General features: G+C 65.8%; 20 protein-coding genes. 11 read left to right on the forward strand and 9 right to left on the reverse strand.

Annotated features, from left to right (window positions below; genetic code table 11):
* Positions 1 to 78: 78 nt before the first annotated feature.
* Together JQ586_RS23485 and JQ586_RS23490 are read right to left on the reverse strand one after the other, a co-directional pair.
* Positions 79 to 1,323, reverse strand: a complete 1,245-nt coding sequence (locus JQ586_RS23485) for a DUF1501 domain-containing protein (protein WP_212396984.1) — start codon at positions 1,321 to 1,323, stop codon at positions 79 to 81.
* Entirely contained in the window at positions 1,320 to 2,888 is a 1,569-nt protein-coding gene (locus JQ586_RS23490) for a DUF1800 domain-containing protein (RefSeq protein ID WP_212396985.1), read from the reverse strand. The genes JQ586_RS23485 and JQ586_RS23490 overlap by 4 nt, the downstream gene beginning before the upstream one ends.
* A 330-nt stretch (positions 2,889 to 3,218) precedes the next feature.
* On the opposite strand from JQ586_RS23490, the gene JQ586_RS23495 reads away from it, so the two are divergent.
* Positions 3,219 to 3,908 (forward strand): HAD family phosphatase, encoded by a 690-nt coding sequence (locus JQ586_RS23495; RefSeq protein ID WP_312017004.1) that lies wholly within the window; start codon positions 3,219 to 3,221, stop codon positions 3,906 to 3,908.
* Positions 3,909 to 3,969: 61 nt separating this feature from the next.
* Here JQ586_RS23495 and JQ586_RS23500 read toward each other — a convergent pair whose 3' ends face one another.
* Positions 3,970 to 4,617: a VOC family protein gene (locus JQ586_RS23500; protein WP_212396987.1), complete on the reverse strand. Its 648-nt coding sequence runs from the start codon at positions 4,615 to 4,617 to the stop codon at positions 3,970 to 3,972.
* 106 nt (positions 4,618 to 4,723) lie between these two features.
* The gene (locus JQ586_RS23505; protein WP_212396988.1) at positions 4,724 to 5,332 is read right to left on the reverse strand and encodes a TetR/AcrR family transcriptional regulator; all 609 of its coding nucleotides are present in this window, start codon (positions 5,330 to 5,332) and stop codon (positions 4,724 to 4,726) included.
* An 88-nt stretch (positions 5,333 to 5,420) separates the two neighbouring features.
* Between JQ586_RS23505 and JQ586_RS23510 the strand changes: the two genes are divergently transcribed.
* Positions 5,421 to 6,209, forward strand: a complete 789-nt coding sequence (locus JQ586_RS23510) for a crotonase/enoyl-CoA hydratase family protein (protein ID WP_212396989.1) — start codon at positions 5,421 to 5,423, stop codon at positions 6,207 to 6,209.
* 18 nt (positions 6,210 to 6,227) lie between these two features.
* On the opposite strand, the gene JQ586_RS23515 is transcribed toward JQ586_RS23510, so the two are convergent.
* Positions 6,228 to 6,935 (reverse strand): glutathione binding-like protein, encoded by a 708-nt coding sequence (locus JQ586_RS23515; protein WP_212396990.1) that lies wholly within the window; start codon positions 6,933 to 6,935, stop codon positions 6,228 to 6,230.
* On the opposite strand from JQ586_RS23515, the gene JQ586_RS23520 reads away from it, so the two are divergent.
* The 3 genes from JQ586_RS23520 to JQ586_RS23530 are packed head-to-tail and all read left to right on the forward strand — an operon-like array spanning position 6,934 to position 8,890.
* Positions 6,934 to 7,101: a hypothetical protein gene (locus tag JQ586_RS23520; RefSeq protein ID WP_212396991.1), complete on the forward strand. Its 168-nt coding sequence runs from the start codon at positions 6,934 to 6,936 to the stop codon at positions 7,099 to 7,101. The two genes, JQ586_RS23515 and JQ586_RS23520, sit on opposite strands and share 2 nt — an antisense overlap.
* Positions 7,102 to 7,151: 50 nt before the next feature.
* Complete coding sequence (locus JQ586_RS23525) at positions 7,152 to 8,267, forward strand: MBL fold metallo-hydrolase (protein ID WP_212396992.1); 1,116 nt, start codon at positions 7,152 to 7,154, stop codon at positions 8,265 to 8,267.
* Positions 8,264 to 8,890, forward strand: coding sequence for an SCO family protein (locus JQ586_RS23530; protein WP_212396993.1), 627 nt, complete (start codon positions 8,264 to 8,266; stop codon positions 8,888 to 8,890). Before JQ586_RS23525 ends, JQ586_RS23530 begins: the two co-directional genes overlap by 4 nt.
* Here JQ586_RS23530 and JQ586_RS23535 read toward each other — a convergent pair.
* Entirely contained in the window at positions 8,887 to 9,120 is a 234-nt protein-coding gene (locus JQ586_RS23535) for a hypothetical protein (RefSeq protein WP_212396994.1), read from the reverse strand. The genes JQ586_RS23530 and JQ586_RS23535 overlap by 4 nt on opposite strands.
* A gap of 159 nt (positions 9,121 to 9,279) precedes the next feature.
* Here JQ586_RS23535 and JQ586_RS23540 point away from each other — a divergent pair, with 159 nt between their 5' ends.
* The 5 genes from JQ586_RS23540 (at position 9,280) to uvrB (ending at position 15,131) form a co-directional block, all read left to right on the forward strand.
* The gene (locus tag JQ586_RS23540) at positions 9,280 to 10,185 is read left to right on the forward strand and encodes a LysR substrate-binding domain-containing protein (protein ID WP_212396995.1); all 906 of its coding nucleotides are present in this window, start codon (positions 9,280 to 9,282) and stop codon (positions 10,183 to 10,185) included.
* Positions 10,175 to 11,398, forward strand: a complete 1,224-nt coding sequence (locus JQ586_RS23545) for an NAD(P)-binding domain-containing protein (RefSeq protein ID WP_212396996.1) — start codon at positions 10,175 to 10,177, stop codon at positions 11,396 to 11,398. Before JQ586_RS23540 ends, JQ586_RS23545 begins: the two co-directional genes overlap by 11 nt.
* A gap of 114 nt (positions 11,399 to 11,512) precedes the next feature.
* Complete coding sequence (locus tag JQ586_RS23550) at positions 11,513 to 11,749, forward strand: hypothetical protein (RefSeq protein WP_212396997.1); 237 nt, start codon at positions 11,513 to 11,515, stop codon at positions 11,747 to 11,749.
* A gap of 11 nt (positions 11,750 to 11,760) precedes the next feature.
* Positions 11,761 to 11,952, forward strand: coding sequence for a hypothetical protein (locus tag JQ586_RS23555; protein WP_212396998.1), 192 nt, complete (start codon positions 11,761 to 11,763; stop codon positions 11,950 to 11,952).
* A gap of 254 nt (positions 11,953 to 12,206) precedes the next feature.
* Complete coding sequence (gene uvrB, locus JQ586_RS23560; protein ID WP_212396999.1) at positions 12,207 to 15,131, forward strand: excinuclease ABC subunit UvrB; 2,925 nt, start codon at positions 12,207 to 12,209, stop codon at positions 15,129 to 15,131.
* A gap of 178 nt (positions 15,132 to 15,309) precedes the next feature.
* On the opposite strand, the gene JQ586_RS23565 is transcribed toward uvrB, so the two are convergent.
* Both JQ586_RS23565 and JQ586_RS23570 read right to left on the reverse strand, forming a co-directional pair.
* The gene (locus JQ586_RS23565; protein ID WP_212397000.1) at positions 15,310 to 16,182 is read right to left on the reverse strand and encodes an NmrA family NAD(P)-binding protein; all 873 of its coding nucleotides are present in this window, start codon (positions 16,180 to 16,182) and stop codon (positions 15,310 to 15,312) included.
* Positions 16,183 to 16,226: 44 nt separating this feature from the next.
* Positions 16,227 to 16,649, reverse strand: coding sequence for a DoxX family protein (locus JQ586_RS23570; RefSeq protein WP_212397001.1), 423 nt, complete (start codon positions 16,647 to 16,649; stop codon positions 16,227 to 16,229).
* Between the two features lie 125 nt (positions 16,650 to 16,774).
* On the opposite strand from JQ586_RS23570, the gene JQ586_RS23575 reads away from it, so the two are divergent.
* Positions 16,775 to 17,680 carry a LysR family transcriptional regulator gene (locus JQ586_RS23575; protein ID WP_212397002.1) on the forward strand — a complete coding sequence of 302 codons (906 nt, stop codon included), beginning with the start codon at positions 16,775 to 16,777 and terminating at the stop codon, positions 17,678 to 17,680.
* Positions 17,681 to 17,779: 99 nt separating this feature from the next.
* Here JQ586_RS23575 and JQ586_RS23580 read toward each other — a convergent pair whose 3' ends face one another.
* Complete coding sequence (locus JQ586_RS23580) at positions 17,780 to 18,163, reverse strand: hypothetical protein (protein WP_212397003.1); 384 nt, start codon at positions 18,161 to 18,163, stop codon at positions 17,780 to 17,782.
* Positions 18,164 to 18,666 lie beyond the last annotated feature (503 nt).

Here is an 18,666-nt window from a genome sequence, read left to right on the forward strand (position 1 = left end):
CTTGCCCTTCACCCGGAAGCAACGCTGCGCGTCGCTTCCGACCTCTCCCCGCAAAGGGCGGGGAGAGGTTAGGGAAAGTCAAGCCACCAACCCCTTCATCGGCTTCACCGGGGTGCTGTCCGGAAACACCGTATCCGCCAGCGCGCGCTCGCCGACGCCGAACTGGTCGTGCAACACGCCTTTCATCACCGCGCGCAGATCGGTGGTCGGGGCGAGGTCGCGGGCCTGGTAGAGATTGGCCGTCTTGAGGCCCGGCCAGTCCGTGATCATGCGGCCGCCCTTCACCGCGCCACCGGCGAGCAGCGCGACGGTGCCGGTGCCGTGGTCGGTTCCCTCGGTGCCGTTGATGCGCGCGGTGCGGCCGAATTCGGTGGCGACCACGATAACGGTGTGGCGCCAGCGATCACCCAGGCCGCTTTCGAATTCCGCCAGCGCGCCGTCGAGACCGCCGAGCAGTTGCGCGAGACGGCCGACCGGGCCGCCCTCATTGGCGTGGGTGTCCCAGCCGTCGAAGGCGAGCGCGCCGATCCGCGGGCCGTCGTCGGCCGCCATCAACTTGGCGGCGCCGCGCGCCACCAGCCGCATCGCGGCCGCGCCACCTGCACCTGGCTTCGGCTTCATGTCGTCGCCCTGCGCCTGCTTCTCGAGTTGCAAGCCTTGCGTCAATGCGCTCGCCAGCGCGGGATCGCGGTGCTGATAGAGATCGACCAGCCGCATCGCGGTGTCGTCGGCGGCCTGCGGCAGCGCGACCGGCGACCAGCCGACTGTCGGCGCCGCGCCACGCAGCACCAGCGGCGTGGTCGGACCGACCGCAAGCGCGCTCATCGCCCGCTCGCCCGCGATGCGATCTCCCCTGGGCAGTGCCTCCAGCGCACGGTTGAGCCAGCCGGACTGCACCCGGCCCGGCCCGGGAAAGCCGCTCTCGAGCACGTCCTGGCCGTCGAAATGCGATCGGTCGCGATAGGAGGTCGCAACCGCATGGACCACCGCGGCCTGCTTGGCGCGATACATCCGCGCGAATTCCGGCATCGCCGGATGCAGGCCGAAGAACGGATCGAGCATCATGGCGGCATTCGGTCCGTCGGCGCGCAGCGCGATCGCGCCGTGCAGGCCGGCATAATCAGGGTCGCCGATCGGAGCCACGGTGGCGAGGCCATCGAGCGCGCCGCGCAGGATCACGACCACAAGCCGCGGATCGCTTCCGTCGGCGGCGCGCGCGAGTTTCGGTAAATAGGCCCAGGCCGCGAATGACGCGCCGCCGAGCAGAAGCGCGCGGCGCGACGTCGCCTGCATCACCAGGTTCTCGGAGCAGTCCATCGTCATCTCCTCTGGAATTCCGGCGACATCAACAGCAGCGCCAGCGCCTGCTGGCGCGATTCCGCCCGCTCGATGGTGCGCCGCGTCTCGGGCGAAGCGGCATCCGCGGCGACCAGCTCGAGCAGTTCGCGCGGATCGAACCGATCGGCCAGTTGCGAGGCCACCTGCGCGGAGATGTCGAGCCGCAGCTTGAGACCCTCGGGCGAGGCCCATGCGGCACTCGTGTCGGGAAAGCCGTTGGGGCCTGCCGGCGACCATAGCGGCTGGCCGAGCACGTTGAGGCCGTTGAGATAGCGGCCCGGATCCTCCGGATTGCGTGCCAGCAGGCGACCCGAGGCCACCAGGAATTCGTAGGGCGAGCGCATCTTGGTCGGCGGCGCCTGCCATGCTTCGTTCGAATCGACCAGCGCGGTGGCGAGAACCGCGAGGTCGCCGCCGCTCTTCGTGAAGACATCCTGCAGCCTGGCCACCAGCGCCGGCGGCGGATCATCGGCGACGAAGTGGCGCGTGAACTTGGTGGCGATGAATTTCGCGGTCGACGGATGCCGCGCGATATCTGACAGCACCGCCTCGCCCTGCGCGAGGCCATTGGGCAGGTAGGTCTTGCCCAGCACCAGATGCGTCCCGGGCTCATGCGCATTGGCGTTGAACACGAAGCTGCCGGGCGTGCCGAGCCTGCCCTGCCGGCCGGCAAAGGTCCACCCGGTGATGATGCGCGCCAGCGACGTCACGTCGTCCTGGGTGTAGCCGCCGCCGACGCCGAGCGTATGCAGCTCCATGATCTCGCGCGCCAGGTTCTCGTTCAGCCCGCGGTGACGGTTGATGCCGGCGCGCGAATCCGGACCGAGCGATTGCTGATTGTCGAGGAAGAACAGCATCGCCGGATGCTGCTCGACCGCCTTCAGCATGTCGCCGAAGCGGCCGAGCACATGCGGGCGGATCGCCTCGCGCTCGAACGAGCCGGCCCACATCCGCGCCAGCGCGCCCTTGTTGGCGGAGATGCAGAAGTGGTTCGACCAGAACACGACCAGGCGCTCGACGAAGCCGCAATCGGCGACCACGCTGCGCTGCAGTCGCGCCAGCGCCTCGGCGCGGAACGTCTTCTGGATGATGTTGGGCGGCTCAACCGGCGGCTTCTGCGGATTGACCGACGGCTGCATCGCACCCGGCGTCATCGCCGCATTGGCGTTGTCGGCGGTCTGCGCCTGCATCGTCGGATCCTTCGCCGCGATCTCCTTGGCGACCGAGGGCAGCGACAGGTTGCGCCGCTGCGGCGGCTGCTTTCCGTCCGGGGCTTGCGGCGGCGACTCGCTCGCGGTGGACTGTGCGACCCTGGCGGCCTCGCGAGCCTGCTGGATCTCGAACTGATAGTCGAACACCTGCCTGGCGAGTTCGGGTGTCGAGAGCAGCCCGGGAACCTCGAGCAGCGCACCGTTCGGTCGCGAAAGCCCGGCCTTGACGAAGCCGCGCGGATCGGAGGCCGCATTCATGAAGTCCCCGGCGGCGCCGCCGCGGGCGCCAAATCCGAAGCGATTGAGGGCTGTCAGCGCAGCTTGCGAATCACGGGCCATCGAACTGTCCTTGGGAATTCCCTTCGGCCGATCCCGGCGATATGATCACCCGGGCATCATAGCGCTGCCCGGGATGAACCCGGGATTAATTCGCGCATTAAATCGCGGTTAGAATCACGTACACCTGATGAACGACGTTTCCGAAAAAAACTCCACGAGCCGATTGATCTGCGCGGGCTGTGGCACCGCGTTTTCGTGCAACCCCGCCGGGGCGTGCTGGTGTTCAGAGGAAAGCTTTCGCCTGCCGATGCCGTCAGATGGCGGCGAATGCCTGTGCCCGAGCTGCCTGCGAATGGCGGCCGCGGAACAACACGCCGGCGCGAGCGCCGCGTGAGCAAACGTTGGACCGTAAGCGCCGTCCTGCTCGACATGGACGGCACACTGCTCGACACCGAGAAAGTGTATTTCGACAGCCTCGTCGCGGCGCTGAACGGGTGCGGCTACAACGACGACGTCGTGTCGCTCTGCCGTTCCATGGTCGGCCTTCCCGGACCGGTCTGCGAAGCGATGCTGCTCGATCGCTACGGGTCTGCGTTTCCGCTCGCCGAGGTCAACCGTGCCTTCATCCTCAACCGCGATCGGATGTTCGAGGCCACACTGCCGCTGAAATCAGGCACGATCGAACTGCTCGACGGCCTTGCCGCCACCAACTGCCCGATGGCGATCGTGACCTCGTCATCCCGCCGCACGGCGGAACGACACCTTGCACTCGCCGGCATCCGCGATCGCTTCGACACGCTGCTGACGCTCGACGACGTCACGCACGGCAAGCCGGACCCGGAGCTCTATCTGACGGCGGCCGCCCGCCTCGGCGTGATCCCGCAGGCCTGCGTCGCCGTGGAAGATTCCAACCACGGCGTCGCCGCTGCGCACGCCGCCGGCGCCATCACGCTGATGGTTCCGGACATGGCGCAACCGACCGCGGAAACGCGCACCAGATGCGCGGCGGTGCTGCCGGATCTGAATGCGGTGCTGGCGTTGCTGCGGGAGCGGGGCGTGTTCGCCCGACAATCGTCTTGACCGCCCTCGCGAGGAGCTCACGACAAAATTGCGATGCAATTTTTCGCTGAAGCGACAGCAGTTATTCCGCAGGCCCCGCAAACAGCAACAAATTGCCGTCTGCATCCTTAACGATGAAGTCCTTCGCGCCCCATGGTTGCCGCCTCAACGTCTGGAAGAAGGTCGCGCCAGCCGCCTGATATTCGAGGAACAGCGCCTTGATCTCCTCCGCGGTCGCGACTGTCAGGGAGGCGGCAAGCAACTGTTCCCGATCGCGCAAGGCTCCGTCGATCGGCGGCTGCGACACGCATCGCAGATTGAGGCGCGCGCCGTCGCGCATGACCTGCGCGTAAAACGGTGGCTCGCCATAGGTGAAGGCGGTGGAAAAGCCGAGCCTGTCGGCAAAGAAGTCGCAGGCCGACTTGATGTCGGCGACGAAGAGCTGCGGCTCGGCGGCGGTGATGACCGGCCTGGTCGATTGGGCGGCTGCATGATCGGGCATGGTGGAGAGTCCTGCTCTGAGTGCGTGCCAGCTCTCGAACCCATGCTGCCGGGCGACCAGCTCCTGCGCATCACCCAGCTTGAATGCCTGGGCGAGGATTTCGGAGTCGGTCATCCGGCTGAAACGGGGCAAGCCCGACCTGATCTGGGCCGCGACCGGATAATAGCGGTCGCGGTGCCTGCGCAGGATAAGCTTGGCCTGCTTGCGAAGGTTTTCGAGATGAGGCATGGGCGCGGCTACGGTTGACGTCGCGTAGGTGGGCATTGCCCCTTCGGCCGAAGGCCGATGCGCCCTACATGCAGCGAGGGGACGATGCCGGTATGCCGCGCGGCTGTCAACCGGGCAGCTGACGCTTCCTGCTCCGTCGCTTCGCCAGCGCCATCTCGATCAGCGCACGCACCGCCTCGCCTGCCGTCTCCATGTAGCTGGCATCGCGGTGCAGCAGCACGACGGCGAATGAGCCGTCCAGCAGCAACAGGACCTGCCGCGCCAGTTGCAGCGGGTCACTGATTCCCTCCGCGGCGAACGTCGCACGCATCCAGTCCTCGAACTTCTTCTTGTGCGCGGCACCGATCCTGATTGCCGGATGTCCGGGCATGTTGGCGAGCTCGGCCGAGGTGCGCAGGAAGCCGCAGCCCTTCCACTTTGGATGTCGCGCCGAGCGCGCGAGGTTGCGGAAGATCGCCTCCACCTTGGCCGGCACACCGCCTTCGGCGTCGGCGAACCATGTCCGGAACAGCACCAGATTGGGCTGGTCGCGCGCGGCGAGGTAGGCGGCGACGAGGTCGTCCTTGCTCCGGAAGTGATAGTACAGCGTGCGCTTGGTGAGGCCGGCCTTGGCGGCTACCTCGTCGACGCTGACGCGCCTGATGCCTTCGCTGTAGAACAGGGCACTGGCCGCCTTGATGATGCGTTCGCGGGTAGGTTCGGAGGGTCTTGGCATGATGCGTATGTATACTAACCAGTGAATATACACAAATCGCCGCGGCGTCTACCTTGAGCTCCGACGCACGAATACCGGAGATCACATCATGACCGACCCCATCCTGCTCGAAATCGACGGGGCCATTGCGCTGGTGACGCTGAACCGCCCGCAGCGGCTGAACGCGCTCAGCTACGACCTGATCGACCGGCTGATGGCTGCGCTCGACCGGATCGAGGGCGACGACGCCGTGCGCGCCGTGATCCTGACCGGCGCGGGGACGCGCGCCTTTTCGGCCGGCGCCGACATCCATGAATTCTCCGGCAGCGTGCGGCATGGACCCGCGATCGCCGTGCGCGATTTCGTCCGGCGCGGACAGGCGATGACGGCGCGGCTCGAGGCGTTCAGGAAGCCCGTCGTCGCCGCAATCAACGGCATCGCGTTCGGCGGCGGCTGCGAGATCGCGGAGGCCGTGCATCTCGCTATTGCCAGCGACCGTGCGCTGTTCGCCAAGCCCGAGATCAAGCTCGGCATGCCGCCGACCTTCGGCGGCACGCAGCGGCTGCCTCGCCTCGCCGGCCGCAAGCGCGGGCTCGAGCTGCTGTTGACCGGCGAACCGTTCTCGCCACAGCATGCCCGCGAGATCGGGCTCGTCAACAGCATCGTGCCGCACGATCAGCTGCTGACCGCTGCGCGCGAGCTGGCTGGCCGGATCATCGGGCACTCCCCTGGCGCGGTCGGCGGCGTCATCACCGCGGTGACGCGCGGGCTCAACATGCCGATTGCCGAGGGACTGCTGGTCGAGAGCGAGCAATTCGCCGCGCTGGTGCCAGGCCGCGACCTCGCCGAGGGGCTCACGGCGTGGAAGCAGCGGCGCGTCACGAACTCCTCGCAATGACGGGGATAGAGTCGAAACCTATCGCACCACCGCCGCGGTCTGCCCGAACAGCAGCTTGCGCTCTTCCTCGGTCCGGATCGCGGGCTGGCCGAAATTGGGGTTGACCTCCTTCGCCTTGGCATAGGCGCGCACCGTGGCGGGACGCGCGGCGATGGTCTCGAGCCAGCGCTTCAGATGCGGGAAGTCGTCGATCTCCTGGCCCTGGTTCTTGTAGGGCACCACCCATGGATAGCTCGCCATGTCCGCAATCGAATAGTCGCCGGCGATGAACTCGCGGTCGGCGAGGCGCTTGTTGAGCACGCCGTAGAGGCGGTTGGTCTCGTTGACATAGCGGTCGATCGCATAAGGCAGCTTCTCGACTGCGTAGTTGCGGAAGTGGTGGTTCTGGCCGGCCATCGGCCCGAGCCCGCCCATCTGCCAGAACGTCCACTGGATCACGTCATAGCGGCCGTAAAGATCGACTGGCAGGAATTTTCCGGTCTTCTCGGCGAGATACAGCAGGATCGCACCCGACTCGAAAATCGAGATCGGCTCGCCGCCGCCCCTCGGCGCGTGATCCACGATCGCCGGAATGCGGTTGTTCGGCGCGATCTGCAGGAATTCCGGCTTGAACTGGTCGCCCTTGCCGATCTGGACCGGGAAGACCCTGTATTCGAGCCCGGTCTCCTCGAGGAACATCGTGATCTTGTGACCGTTCGGCGTGGACCAGTAATGGAGGTCGATCATGGCGGCGATCCTGCGCTGGATGAGAACATCGCGCATCGGGAAAAGGATGCGATTGCATGGATTTGGGCGCAAAGCCCGGCCCGAGTCAATGTGCGCGCAATGCGCCCCGCGCGAACGTGATGTGCAAACGGCGCAGGCGATTGAGCTGGAACCCGATTGCTCCTAGGCTGCCCCATTGCGGACTGCATCGAATGAATTTCAGGGAGAGTGATTGCCATGACACGGAATCTGGCGCGACGTGATTTTCTGAAGGGGTCGGCGGCACTCGCCGGTGCAGCAGCGGCCGGTGCGTTCTCCTGCGTCGAGATCGCGAGCGCAGCCCCGATCGAGGTGCCGACCGTCGACAAACTGTCGATCCGCGTCCTCGTCGATTCCAGCTTCGACCTGTTCTTCAAGCCGAAACAGGCGGGCGGCGTCTCGATCGCAGCGCCGCCACGCAGCGCCGACTACCAGAGGTCGCTGCACAATGAATGGGGTCTGTCGCTGTGGCTGGAGTCTGAGGCCAGTGGCGCGCAGCGCACGCTGATGCTCGATTATGGCTACACCCCCGATGTCCTGCTCAACAACATGGCGCTGATCGGCGTCGATCCGGCGAAGATCGACGCGCTGATCGTCAGCCACGGGCACTACGATCATTTCGGCGGCCTCAACGGCTTCCTCGACAAGTTCCGCGACAAGCTGCCTGCCGACGTCAGGCTCTACGCCGGCGGCGAGGACAATTTCTGCCATCGCGTCAGCCCGACGCCGACCAAGGGCCAGTTCGCCGATTTCGGCACGCTGGACCGCCGCCAGCTCGCCGCGCAACGCGTCACCACCGTGCTGTGCGAGACGCCGACCGTGATCGCCGGACACGCCTTCACCACCGGCAAGATCGCCCGCCGCAGCATCGAGCGCGTGCTGCCGCAGACCTGGGTCGAATTCGGCATCAAGGACGGGCTCGGCTGCAACACCAGCCACTATCTGCCGGCCGAGCTGGACGGCAAGATCGTGCCCGACGAGCATATCCACGAGCACGCGACCTGCTTCAACGTCAGGGACATGGGCCTGGTGGTGATCTCGTCCTGCGGCCATGTCGGCATCGTCAATTCGGTCAAGCAGGCGCAGGAGGTCTCGGGCATCCAGAAGGTGCACGCCATCGTCGGCGGCTTCCATCTCGGGCCGGCGCCGAAGGACTACCTCACCGAGGTGGTCGCCGAGATCAAGAAGCTCGAGCCCGACGTGGTGGTCCCGATGCACTGCTCCGGGCTCAACTTCGTGCAGGAGGCGACCGCGCAGATGGGCGACAAGGTGCTGGTCACGACCACCGGCAGCCGTCTCTCCTTCGGCATATGATTTTCCGCACCATCGCCGGCGCCGGCGCCGGCCTGTGGCTGACGCTGGCGTGTGCGCTCGCCGCCGACGCGCCGGCGCAGTCGACGCGCTCGGCCGCCGAGATCATGGACATCCTGATGTGGAACAGGGAGCCGGTCGGCGGCCCGTTCGCGCTCACCGACCAGGCCGGCCAGGCCAGAACCGACAAGGATTTTCGCGGCAGACTGATGCTGGTCTATTTCGGCTTCACCTTTTGCCCCGACGTCTGCCCGACCGATTTGCAGGCGATCGGACAGGCGATCGACAAGCTCGGCCATGACGGCGAGGAGGTGCAGCCGATCTTCATCACGGTCGATCCCGAACGAGACACTGCCGCGCATCTCGCCGACTACGTGCCGCTGTTCCACCCGCGCCTGATCGGGCTCACCGGCAGCGCGGAGGCGATCCGGAAGGTCGCCGACGCCTACAAGGTCTACTATGCAAGGGTGCCGCTGAAGGATGCCGGCGACTACACCGTGGACCACACCGCCTACATCTATCTGATGGACCGCGACGGCAATTATCTCGGCTTCTTCCCGCCCGGCACCTCCGCCGAGCGCATGGTGGAGATCATCAAGCCGCGGCTGGCGCAGCCGGGGCACTAATGCATGCGACCATGCGCGCGCAAAAAGCTCTGGCCGCTATCCGTCACCGTCACCCGCATGCCCTCGACCGAGGGCCGGCGCGCGACATATCCGCGGTCGACGGCGTCCTCCCAGATCGTCAGCCGCGGGCACGAGGTGCGCCAGACCTCGATCACCTCGGCGTAGGGCCGCGGCTCGCGCGCGACCCACTCCACGAGATCCAGCACCAGGGCGTCGGTCGTCTCTGCCATCGAATGTCTCCTTCAACGTCCAGAGCATGATCCTGTGGCGGCACCAATATTCCCGCGTCCGACGACGCCTTGTCCCCGCCGGCCCGATTCTCGCCCGCTTGGACGGCCCACACAAACTGAGTTATCTTGCCCATGCATCAGGTTTCCTGAGGGTGGTGAATGCGGCGGTTGCTCTTTCTCAACGGCATCAAGGCGTTCGAGGCCGCGGCGCGCACCGGCAGCTTTGCCGCCGCGGGGAACGAGCTGAACGTCTCGGCCGCCGCGATCAGCCGGATGGTGCACCTGCTGGAAGAGCGGCTCGGAGTGCCGCTGTTCGAGCGCAAGGCAAACCGGCTGGTGACGACCCAGGCCGGCCGTGCCTATCAAGGCGGGCTGACCCCGATCTTCGATGCGCTGGCGAGCCTGACTGCGCAGGTCACCGCCTCAGCCAGCTCGCGCGTGCTCACGGTCGGCGTCGGGCCGACATTCGCGATGAAGTGGATGATCCCGCACCTCGCCGATTTCCGCAGACAGGAGCCCGACATCGAGGTGCGGATCACGACCGGCGGCATGCAGGCGCCGTTCGGCGACGACTGGAGCTGCGGCATCCAGCTCGGCGACGGCGAATGGCCGGGCCTCGTCGCCGAGCCGCTGTTCGCCGCCGACCTGCTGCCGGTGTGCACGGCGCGGCTCGCCGGCGGATTGAAGCGTCCCGCCGACCTCAAGGGCCCGAGCCTGATCCGCGTCGCGCATTCGCCCGACGACTGGCCGTCCTGGCTGAAGGCCGCCGGCGTCCCGCGACAAAGCGCGCGCGGGCCGGAATTCCAGTTCTACGGCCAGGCGCTGCAGGCCGCCGTCGACGGGCTCGGCATCGCGATGGGCATCCGGCCCTATATCGACGACGATCTCGCCGCCGGCCGGCTGGTGGCGCCGTTTGCGCTCAGCGTGCCGAAGGGCATGCGCTGGTACCTGGTCTATCGCGGCTTCCATGCCGAGCAGCGCGACTTTGCCGCGTTCCGCCGCTGGATCATCCGCGCCGCGGCCGAGCCCACGGTTCGACGAAAGGGAGCGCGCAGTGCCGGATGAGACCATCGATACATTGGTGATCGGAGGCGGCCAGGCCGGCCTCACCATGAGCCACCGGCTGAAGCAGCGCGGCATCACGCATCTGGTGCTGGAGCGGCGGCGCATCGCCGAGCGCTGGCGCAGCGAACGCTGGGACGGGCTGATGTTCCAGTTTCCGAACTGGTCGGTGCGGCTGCCGGAATTTCCCTTTTCCCACAGCGAACCCGACGGCTTCTCGCCGACCTCCGACATCATCGAATTCATCGAGGGCTACGCCGCCTTCGTTGCGCCGCCGATCCGCTGCGGCGTCGAGGTCAGGAAGCTGCGCCGCGATCAGGGTGCAGGCTTCGTCGCCGAAACCGGCGACGGGCGCATCGCCGCGAGAAACGTCGTCGTCGCCACCGGTCCCTACCAGCGGCCACTACGGCCGGAGCTGCTGCGCGATCACGAGAACCTCTTCCAGGTCCATGCCAGCGGCTACAAGAACCCGGCGCAACTGCCCGGCGGCGCGGTACTGGTGATCGGCGCGGGCGCCTCGGGCGCGCAGATCGCCGAGGAACTGCTGCGCGCCGGCCGGCGGGTGTTCCTGTCGGTCGGGCGTCACAACCGCCTGCCGCGCCGCTATCGCGGGCGCGACCTGTTCTGGTGGCTGGCCGAGATGGGCATCGACCAGACGCCGGTCGAGCAGCGCGGCCCGTCACGCCTGCTGCCGGTCATATCGGGTGCCTATGGCGGCAACACGATCGATTTCCGCCGCTTCGCCGCCGAAGGCGTCACCCTGCTCGGCCGCGCCACGGCGGCGCGCGACGGCGTGATCGAGATCGCGCCCGATCTGGTCACGAGCGTTTCCAATGGCGATGCCTTCTACGCGACGTTTCTCGGGATGGTGGACGACTTCATCGGGACGCGCGGCCTCGCTTGCCCCGATGATGCCGCGGCGCGCGCCCGCCTGCCCGATCCGCCCAGCCTTACCGCGGCGCTGCGCACGCTCGACCTGCGCGCCGAGGGCATCGGCGCCGTGATCTGGGCCACCGGCTATGGCCTCGATCTCGGCTGGATCGACATCCCGGTGCTGGACGCCAGGGGCGAGCCGCGACATCGCCACGGCATTTCGGAGGTGCCGGGTCTCTATTTCCTCGGCCTGCAATGGCTTTCGCGGATGAAGTCCTCGTTCCTGTCAGGCGTCGGCGACGATGCGGCCGTGCTCGCCGATCATATCGTGACCAGGCTTTGAGCGCCCGGTTCCGCCGCTTCGCACAAATAAACCGCGCGATGTGTGAACCCGATCACAATTGATCGCGGGCACGCGTGGTTCGATCGGCCCGGGGCAAAACGACCGGAGTCGGGGATGATCTACGGCGGTTTTGAAATCAAGTCATTTGAAGCGGGAAAAGGGCAATGGCACGCCAGGATTCAACGCACCGATCAAAGGCCGGTCGTCATCGATGGCATCTCGTTTCCGACGCTCGACATCGGCTTTGCGTGGTCCGATCGGGATGCAGCGATCGCGGACGCGAAGCTGCTTATCGACCGTTTCCCGCAGCGGTATGGGGTGACAATGCCGTCGGCAACGGCTTCGGCCTGATCGGCGGCGCCATGGTCGCAGCGATCGCGCAGCCGGAGCCCGAACCGGAGCGGCCGGCGCAGGTGCGCACGCATTGCCCGGACTGCGCCGCGCAGCTCGAACTGCTGCGCGTCATTCCCGGCAGCGCCGCCGAGTATTGGACCATGCGCTGCGACGGCTGCGGCGGCATCCACATGGACATCGTCGACAAGCCGCGCACGTAGCGCGCTCCGCCCGCCCCGCCTGCGGGGAGACGCCGAAATCCGCGTAGCGAATTTCGGGTGAGGGCGCACAGGCTTCACGACACTGACAACTCGCGGATGGAGCCCCTCATCCTGCCCCTCTCCCCGAGAAGAACGGGGTGCGGGAACGGAGAGAGCGAGGCTGCTGCCACCCTGCTGTCAGCAGCCTTGCCTGCGGGGCGATCCTCGCGCCGTTTGCTCTTTTCTCGCTGCCGGACTCGTCCCATATTCCGGCCATGGCGAAGACACCAAGCACTCCGAAAAAGCCCGGCAAATCCCCCAAATCCAAAGCACACCGGCCCGAGGTCCAGCCGATCGGGCCTGCGCTGGCCGAACTGCTCAATCCCGCGATCAACCGCGGCGATGCGGGCATGGGCTCGGGCACCGGATTGCAGCCGCCGCCGGACAATTCCTGGGATCGCCGCGCCGGCGGCGAGGCTGCCGCGCACCGCGCGCGAGCGTCGACCCGCGGAACCAGCGAGGATGTCGCCAGGCGCGATGCCTCGGGTCTAGAGGAAGCGCCCCAAGGAAATTACGGCCCCAATTACGGCACCTCGGCCACCATCCCGACCCTCGACCCCGAGCTGGCGCGGCAACTCGGGCTGCCGACCGCAGAGGATGACGAGGAAGCCCTGGCGCGTCCGCCGCGCAGCAAGATGGAGGCGCTCGGCGTCAAGGCAACCGCCGACGCGCTGGAGAATCTGATCCGCGACGGCCGTCCCGAGTTCCGCAAGGACGACGGCTCGCTGAAGGTGTGGACTCCGCACCGGCCGCCGCGCCCGGAAAAATCCGAGGGCGGCGTGCGCTTCGAGATCAAGTCGGCCTACGAGCCGAAGGGCGACCAGCCGACCGCGATCGCCGAGCTGGTCGAGGGCATCCAGCGCAACGACCGCACCCAGGTGCTGCTCGGCGTCACCGGCTCGGGCAAGACCTACACCATGGCCAAGGTGATCGAGGCGACGCAGCGCCCGGCGCTAATCCTGGCGCCGAACAAGACGCTGGCCGCGCAGCTCTATGGCGAGTTCAAGAGCTTCTTCCCCGACAACGCCGTTGAGTATTTCGTCTCGTACTACGACTATTACCAGCCGGAAGCGTATGTCCCGCGTACCGACACCTACATCGAAAAGGATTCCTCGATCAACGAGCAGATCGACCGCATGCGCCACTCCGCGACACGTGCGCTGCTGGAGCGCGACGACGTCATCATCGTCGCGTCGGTGTCCTGCATCTACGGTATCGGCTCGGTCGAGACCTACACCGCGATGACGTTCGCGCTGAAGAAGGGCGAACGCATCGACCAGCGGCAATTGATCGCCGACCTCGTCGCGCTGCAGTACAAGCGCACCCAGGCCGAATTCACCCGCGGCACCTTCCGCGTCCGCGGCGACGTCATCGACATCTTCCCGGCGCACTACGAGGACCGCGCCTGGCGCGTGAACCTGTTCGGCGACACCATCGAGACCATCGAGGAATTCGATCCGCTCACCGGCCACAAGCAGGACGAGCTCGAATTCATCAAGATGTACGCCAACTCGCACTATGTGACGCCGCGCCCGACCCTGGTGCAGGCGATCAAGTCGATCAAATCGGAATTGAAGCTGCGCCTCGACCAGCTCAACGACCAGGGCCGCCTCTTGGAAGCGCAGCGGCTCGAGCAGCGCACCACCTTCGATCTGGAAATGATGGAAGCGACCGGGAGTTGCGCCGGCATCGAGAACTATTCGCGCTATCTCACCGGCCGCCGCCCCGGCGAGCCGCCGCCGACGCTGTTCGAATACGTGCCCGACAATGCGCTTGTCTTCGCCGACGAGAGCCACGTCACGGTGCCGCAGATCGGCGGCATGTTCCGCGGCGACTTCCGCCGCAAGGCGACGCTCGCCGAATACGGCTTCCGCCTGCCCTCCTGCATGGACAACCGCCCGCTGCGCTTCGAGGAATGGGACATGATGCGGCCGCAGACGGTCGCGGTGTCGGCGACGCCGAGCGGCTGGGAGCTGAACGAGAGCGGCGGCGTGTTCGTCGAGCAGGTGATCCGCCCGACCGGCCTGATTGATCCGCCCGTCGACATCCGCCCCGCCCGCACCCAGGTCGACGATCTCGTCGGCGAGGTCCGCGCCACCGCGGCCGCCGGCTATCGCTCGCTGATCACGGTGCTGACCAAGCGCATGGCGGAGGACCTCACCGAATATCTGCATGAGCAGGGCATCCGCGTCCGCTACATGCACTCCGACATCGACACCATCGAGCGCATCGAGATCATCAGGGATCTCCGCCTCGGCGCCTTCGATGCGCTGGTCGGCATCAACCTGCTGCGCGAAGGCCTCGACATTCCCGAATGCGCGCTGGTCGCCATCCTCGACGCCGACAAGGAAGGTTTCCTGCGCAGCGAGACCTCGCTGATCCAGACCATCGGCCGCGCCGCGCGCAATGTCGACGGCAAGGTGATCCTCTACGCCGACAGCATGACCGGCTCGATGGACCGGGCGATGGCCGAGACCACGCGCCGCCGCGAGAAGCAGGTGGAATACAATGAGGCCAACGGCATCACGCCGGAAAGCGTGAAGAAATCGATCGGCGACATCCTCAACTCGGTCTACGAGCGCGACCACGTGCTGGTCGAGATCGGCGACGGCGGCATGGCCGACGATGTCATCAGCATCGGCCACAATTTCGAGGCCGTGCTGAGCGATCTCGAAACCCGGATGCGCGAAGCCGCCGCCGATTTGAACTTCGAGGAAGCCGCAAGGCTCCGCGACGAGGTGAAGCGCCTGCGCGCCACCGAGATGGCCGTGGTCGACGACCCGACCGCCAAGCAGCGCAATGTGCAGAAACAGGCCGGTGCCTATGCCGGCATGAAGAAATACGGCGAAGCCGCAAATCTTCCGGTCAGCGCCATGAAGAACAAGGGCGCGGCGACGTCCTTGAAGGCAGGCCGCGGCGGCAAGTCCGGCTCGCGGGTGCACAAGCCCGATCTCGACGAGATGCACGGCCCGGAGTCGTTGCCCTTCCGCCCGAGCGGGGCCCTGCCCGCAAAACCGTTCGGCACGACGAGCCGGATCATCCAGCCGACGGACTCGCGGCAGTCGGGCCCGGAGTTCGGCCCGTCGCCGCGAAGCAGCGGCGGGGCACCGGGCAAGCGGGGCGGGTGGAAGAAGCGGTAGGTTCTCACACGAGGTCGGCGGCGCAGGTAGCTGACATCGCGGCGCAGGCGCGCCCTTCGGCACGAGGCGCTGAAAATACGGAACCGCTGACGTCGATGGTCGACTACACCATCGATGCCGGCCGCGCCCGCGGCCTTTCCTGGCAACGCCATACGGCCCGCCATGATCTGTCCCGAACTCACGCCTTGGCGGCATTCCGTGCAGCCTCGAATACCTCGCGTGCGGACGTCGTACCCGCGACGTGCTCCGTATCCTCGGCTCCGAGGTCCATCCATCCCGCGTTCACGGCCTCAAACATTTCTTCGGCGGGTCCGGTGTGCCCCTTCGGGATGCCGAACTGTTCGAACGCTTCCGTCCACCCTGCACGCGGGACTGCCAAGGCTTTCACGTCGAGACCCAGGACTTCACCCAATTGTTCCGCGACTTCATCCGCAGTGACCATCGAACCAAGCTCGACGACGCGCTGCCCTGACCACGCTGGCCCGGTCAAAAGGGTTGCGACCTCCGCGCCGATGTCGTTTGTCGCGACCATGGTCGATTTCCGGTTTGTCGGACTGTAGTAGACCGGTAGCGTTCCGCCCCGGGCGACCTGCAAGCCGTAGAGGAAGTTTTCAAAGAATCCACCTGCGCGCACAAACGCGATTGGCGATATCAGCGCGCGAAAAGCTTGCTCCAGAAGCGACAAGGCCGTGATCATCCCAAGCCCGCTGGTCCTGTTCGCACCCATCGACGAGAGCGCAACCACTCGCGGCGGCGCTACATTGGTGAGCGCCTCGACGTAGTTTGCAATCACGCCCTTTGCTTCCTTGTAATCGGGCGAGGGTGCCCAGACAGCCGGCAACATGACATACGCGCCTTCGACGCCTTTGAGTGCCCGCTCGATGGCCGCCGAATCATTCCAATCACCGTCAACCAGTTCCACGCCCTTGTTCGCCCAGCCTGATGCCTTCTCGCGATTGCGGACCAGCGCGCGTACCTCCTTGCCGCGCGCCAACAGATGTTCTGCCGTTGCGCCGCCTACCTTTCCCGTGATTCCCATTACTAAAAACATGTGCATTCTCCTGATTTTGAGGGACAGGGCAGTGCCCTGCTGGTTCAACGGATGAGTGGCAGGAAGGCCCGGATTCGGGGATCGCGCGCGTAGAGGCCGCCCCATGTCATCGCGCCGAGAAGCAGGGAAATGATTTCCGGCGGCGACCCCAACTCACCGATCCGGACATGGGCGCAGATGGCGCCTCCCAAAAAGCCCGTCACCAGGATCGCGCCGAGGACGGCGGTCGCTGGGATGGCGTAGAGGATGGCGCAGACGAATATGATCGGACCCACGACACGGGTCAGGTCCATCGCGAACCCGGTTTCCTGCAACATGCTCGCGATCTGTGCCGGCGCGAAAAGCTGAATAGTGCCGTCTGCCACCAGAGCGACAACGACAACCGCACTCATTATCCGGCCGGCCCACAGGGCACGATGCAAGTTGATGGCTTCAGGCACCTGCAGCAGGTTCATCGTTTCAGACATTTGTGGTTCTCCGAGGGGGGCACCTGTATTCGTGGCCTACTGCCTACTGTGTCTCTCGGGTATAATAAATGCCGAGGAAATGAACTCACTGTTCTCGTTACGGTGAACAATCCTAAGGCACGAAAATGCAGAACCTCGAACCCATCCTCATTTTCATAACGGTTGCAGAAATGGGGAGCTTCACCCGCGCGGCTGATAGCCTGGGCATCCAAAAGGGGAGGGCCTCAACGGCAGTCCGGAAGCTGGAGGAAGATATCGGTGCCAGACTCTTGCACCGGACAACGCGCAGCGTGCAGTTGACGGAGGACGGACGCGCATTTCATGCCCGTGCCCGCGATCTGCTTGCTGAAGTCGATGACCTACACTCGATGTTCGCAGGCGATCGCGTGGCACTTCGCGGGCGTTTGCGGGTCGATCTTCCGACCGAGGTGGCGCGCTCGACGATAGTGCCAGCCTTGCCGGATTTCATGGCGACCCACCCCGAGTTGGAGCTGGAGGTGTCGAGTACGGACCGGCAAGTCGATCTGGTTCAAGAGGGGTTCGACTGTGTATTGCGGCTTGGCCCTATTGGGGACGAGACGCTGATCGCCCGCCCGCTGGGCAAGTTGCGCATGATCAACGCAGCCAGTCCCGCCTACCTGGCGCGCTATGGCGTCCCTCGATCGTTAGAAGATCTCCAGCGTCAGAAACATCGGACAATTCATTTTTCGACGATGCTGGGGGCGAGACCATATGGATGGGAATATCCGGACGGCGGCAGCTACGCGACGCTTCAGTTGCCAGGTGCGCTGCACGTCAACAGCGCGCAGACCTACGAAGCCGCTGCCCTCGCCGGCCTTGGCCTGATTCAGGCGCCACTCTTGGGGATTGGCCGATACTTGGAGAGTGGAGCGCTTGTGGAGATCATACCCGATTTTCGTCGCCGGGCGCTCGCCGTGTCCCTCGTCGTAGCGCATCGGAGCAATCTGTCGCGCCGAGTCCGCGCATTCATGAAATGGATCGAAGAAGTGCTGAAGCCGTATCTGGAGTAGCAAGGGCCTTTGCTGAGCTCGATCCAGACTATTGCGAGCTCGGTCGCTTCACTTCGCGCGAGAAGGCGCTGGAATTTCTTGCCGCCTGATCCGACGGCGTCACCCCACGCTCACGACCGCCACCGCCAGCAGCGACAGCATGATCGCCGTGGTCACGAGTTGCTGCGAGACCTTCGGCTGGGCGCGCCACTGCGCGATCTTGTTCGAAACCGACAGGCTCGCGTCATAGAACAGCGGCTCGTGGCCGTTCCGCATGCGCGGAAACCAGGATGCGAGCTTCGGCGCGAGCAGCGCGTAGATCAGCGAGGCGAGCACGACGAAGGTCGCGGCACCGCCGCGGTCGCCGACGATCTCGCGGGCGCCGATCAGCTTCAGCATCAGCACGGCGGCGGCGAAGGTCGGCAGGCCCTGGAAGATTGCGGTCAGCGCAAAGCCCTCGAGCCGGTTCTGCGCGGAGGATTTCGGTGCGGTGATGGCGTTCATGGCGGATTCCCTGTGCGATCGATTGATCCGATGCCGCCACGCTAGCCGCGGGCGACGAGCCGCGACGTGATGCGTGTCACGCCGCGGGAACGACGTTGCCCATCTGCATCGTCGCCCTGGCATTCGCCGGAATGACGCCGAGAGCAGAGTCGTGACAAATTCGACACGACGGGCAAATCAGCGCAAAACCTGTCAAGCGCCGGCAGAAGAAATGTTTCTGTTTATCAAAATACAAAATCAGTATATAGATCGATCCGTCTCACCCGCTCGAGGGGCGCTCGCGATCGTCATGAACGTGGTGTGGGATGCGGTGGACGCGACGACTGCGACTGACGAGAGCAGCCGGCGCGGACGGTGAAGTCGTGCAGGCCTGACGCCCTGGTGGCAGGTGTCCTGTCAGCAAGAGACCAAGGTCTCTTGCTGACGGCGGTGACAAGAAAGCCCAGTCTCGCCGGGGAGAGCACGTATAAGCCGTAACCCATCGCGCAGGGAAAGCCGGGTTG

Origin of the sequence: Bradyrhizobium jicamae (assembly GCF_018130215.1) — a bacterium.
Taxonomy (GTDB): Bacteria; Pseudomonadota; Alphaproteobacteria; order Rhizobiales; family Xanthobacteraceae; genus Bradyrhizobium; species Bradyrhizobium jicamae_A.

Bases quoted from the DNA above. Each gene is read 5' to 3' on its own strand.
- JQ586_RS23530 (WP_212396993.1), top strand. From the start codon at position 8,264: ATGATTTTCCGCACCATCGCCGGCGCCGGCGCCGGCCTGTGGCTGACG.
- JQ586_RS23570 (WP_212397001.1), bottom strand. From the start codon at position 16,649: ATGTCTGAAACGATGAACCTGCTGCAGGTGCCTGAAGCCATCAACTTG.
- JQ586_RS23490 (WP_212396985.1), bottom strand. From the start codon at position 2,888: ATGGCCCGTGATTCGCAAGCTGCGCTGACAGCCCTCAATCGCTTCGGA.
- JQ586_RS23525 (WP_212396992.1), top strand. From the start codon at position 7,152: ATGACACGGAATCTGGCGCGACGTGATTTTCTGAAGGGGTCGGCGGCA.
- JQ586_RS23555 (WP_212396998.1), top strand. From the start codon at position 11,761: ATGGTCGCAGCGATCGCGCAGCCGGAGCCCGAACCGGAGCGGCCGGCG.
- JQ586_RS23540 (WP_212396995.1), top strand. From the start codon at position 9,280: ATGCGGCGGTTGCTCTTTCTCAACGGCATCAAGGCGTTCGAGGCCGCG.
- JQ586_RS23550 (WP_212396997.1), top strand. From the start codon at position 11,513: ATGATCTACGGCGGTTTTGAAATCAAGTCATTTGAAGCGGGAAAAGGG.
- JQ586_RS23485 (WP_212396984.1), bottom strand. From the start codon at position 1,323: ATGACGATGGACTGCTCCGAGAACCTGGTGATGCAGGCGACGTCGCGC.
- JQ586_RS23535 (WP_212396994.1), bottom strand. From the start codon at position 9,120: ATGGCAGAGACGACCGACGCCCTGGTGCTGGATCTCGTGGAGTGGGTC.
- JQ586_RS23500 (WP_212396987.1), bottom strand. From the start codon at position 4,617: ATGCCTCATCTCGAAAACCTTCGCAAGCAGGCCAAGCTTATCCTGCGC.
- JQ586_RS23510 (WP_212396989.1), top strand. From the start codon at position 5,421: ATGACCGACCCCATCCTGCTCGAAATCGACGGGGCCATTGCGCTGGTG.
- JQ586_RS23520 (WP_212396991.1), top strand. From the start codon at position 6,934: ATGGCGGCGATCCTGCGCTGGATGAGAACATCGCGCATCGGGAAAAGG.
- JQ586_RS23515 (WP_212396990.1), bottom strand. From the start codon at position 6,935: ATGATCGACCTCCATTACTGGTCCACGCCGAACGGTCACAAGATCACG.
- JQ586_RS23505 (WP_212396988.1), bottom strand. From the start codon at position 5,332: ATGCCAAGACCCTCCGAACCTACCCGCGAACGCATCATCAAGGCGGCC.
- JQ586_RS23565 (WP_212397000.1), bottom strand. From the start codon at position 16,182: ATGTTTTTAGTAATGGGAATCACGGGAAAGGTAGGCGGCGCAACGGCA.
- JQ586_RS23580 (WP_212397003.1), bottom strand. From the start codon at position 18,163: ATGAACGCCATCACCGCACCGAAATCCTCCGCGCAGAACCGGCTCGAG.
- uvrB (WP_212396999.1), top strand. From the start codon at position 12,207: ATGGCGAAGACACCAAGCACTCCGAAAAAGCCCGGCAAATCCCCCAAA.
- JQ586_RS23575 (WP_212397002.1), top strand. From the start codon at position 16,775: ATGCAGAACCTCGAACCCATCCTCATTTTCATAACGGTTGCAGAAATG.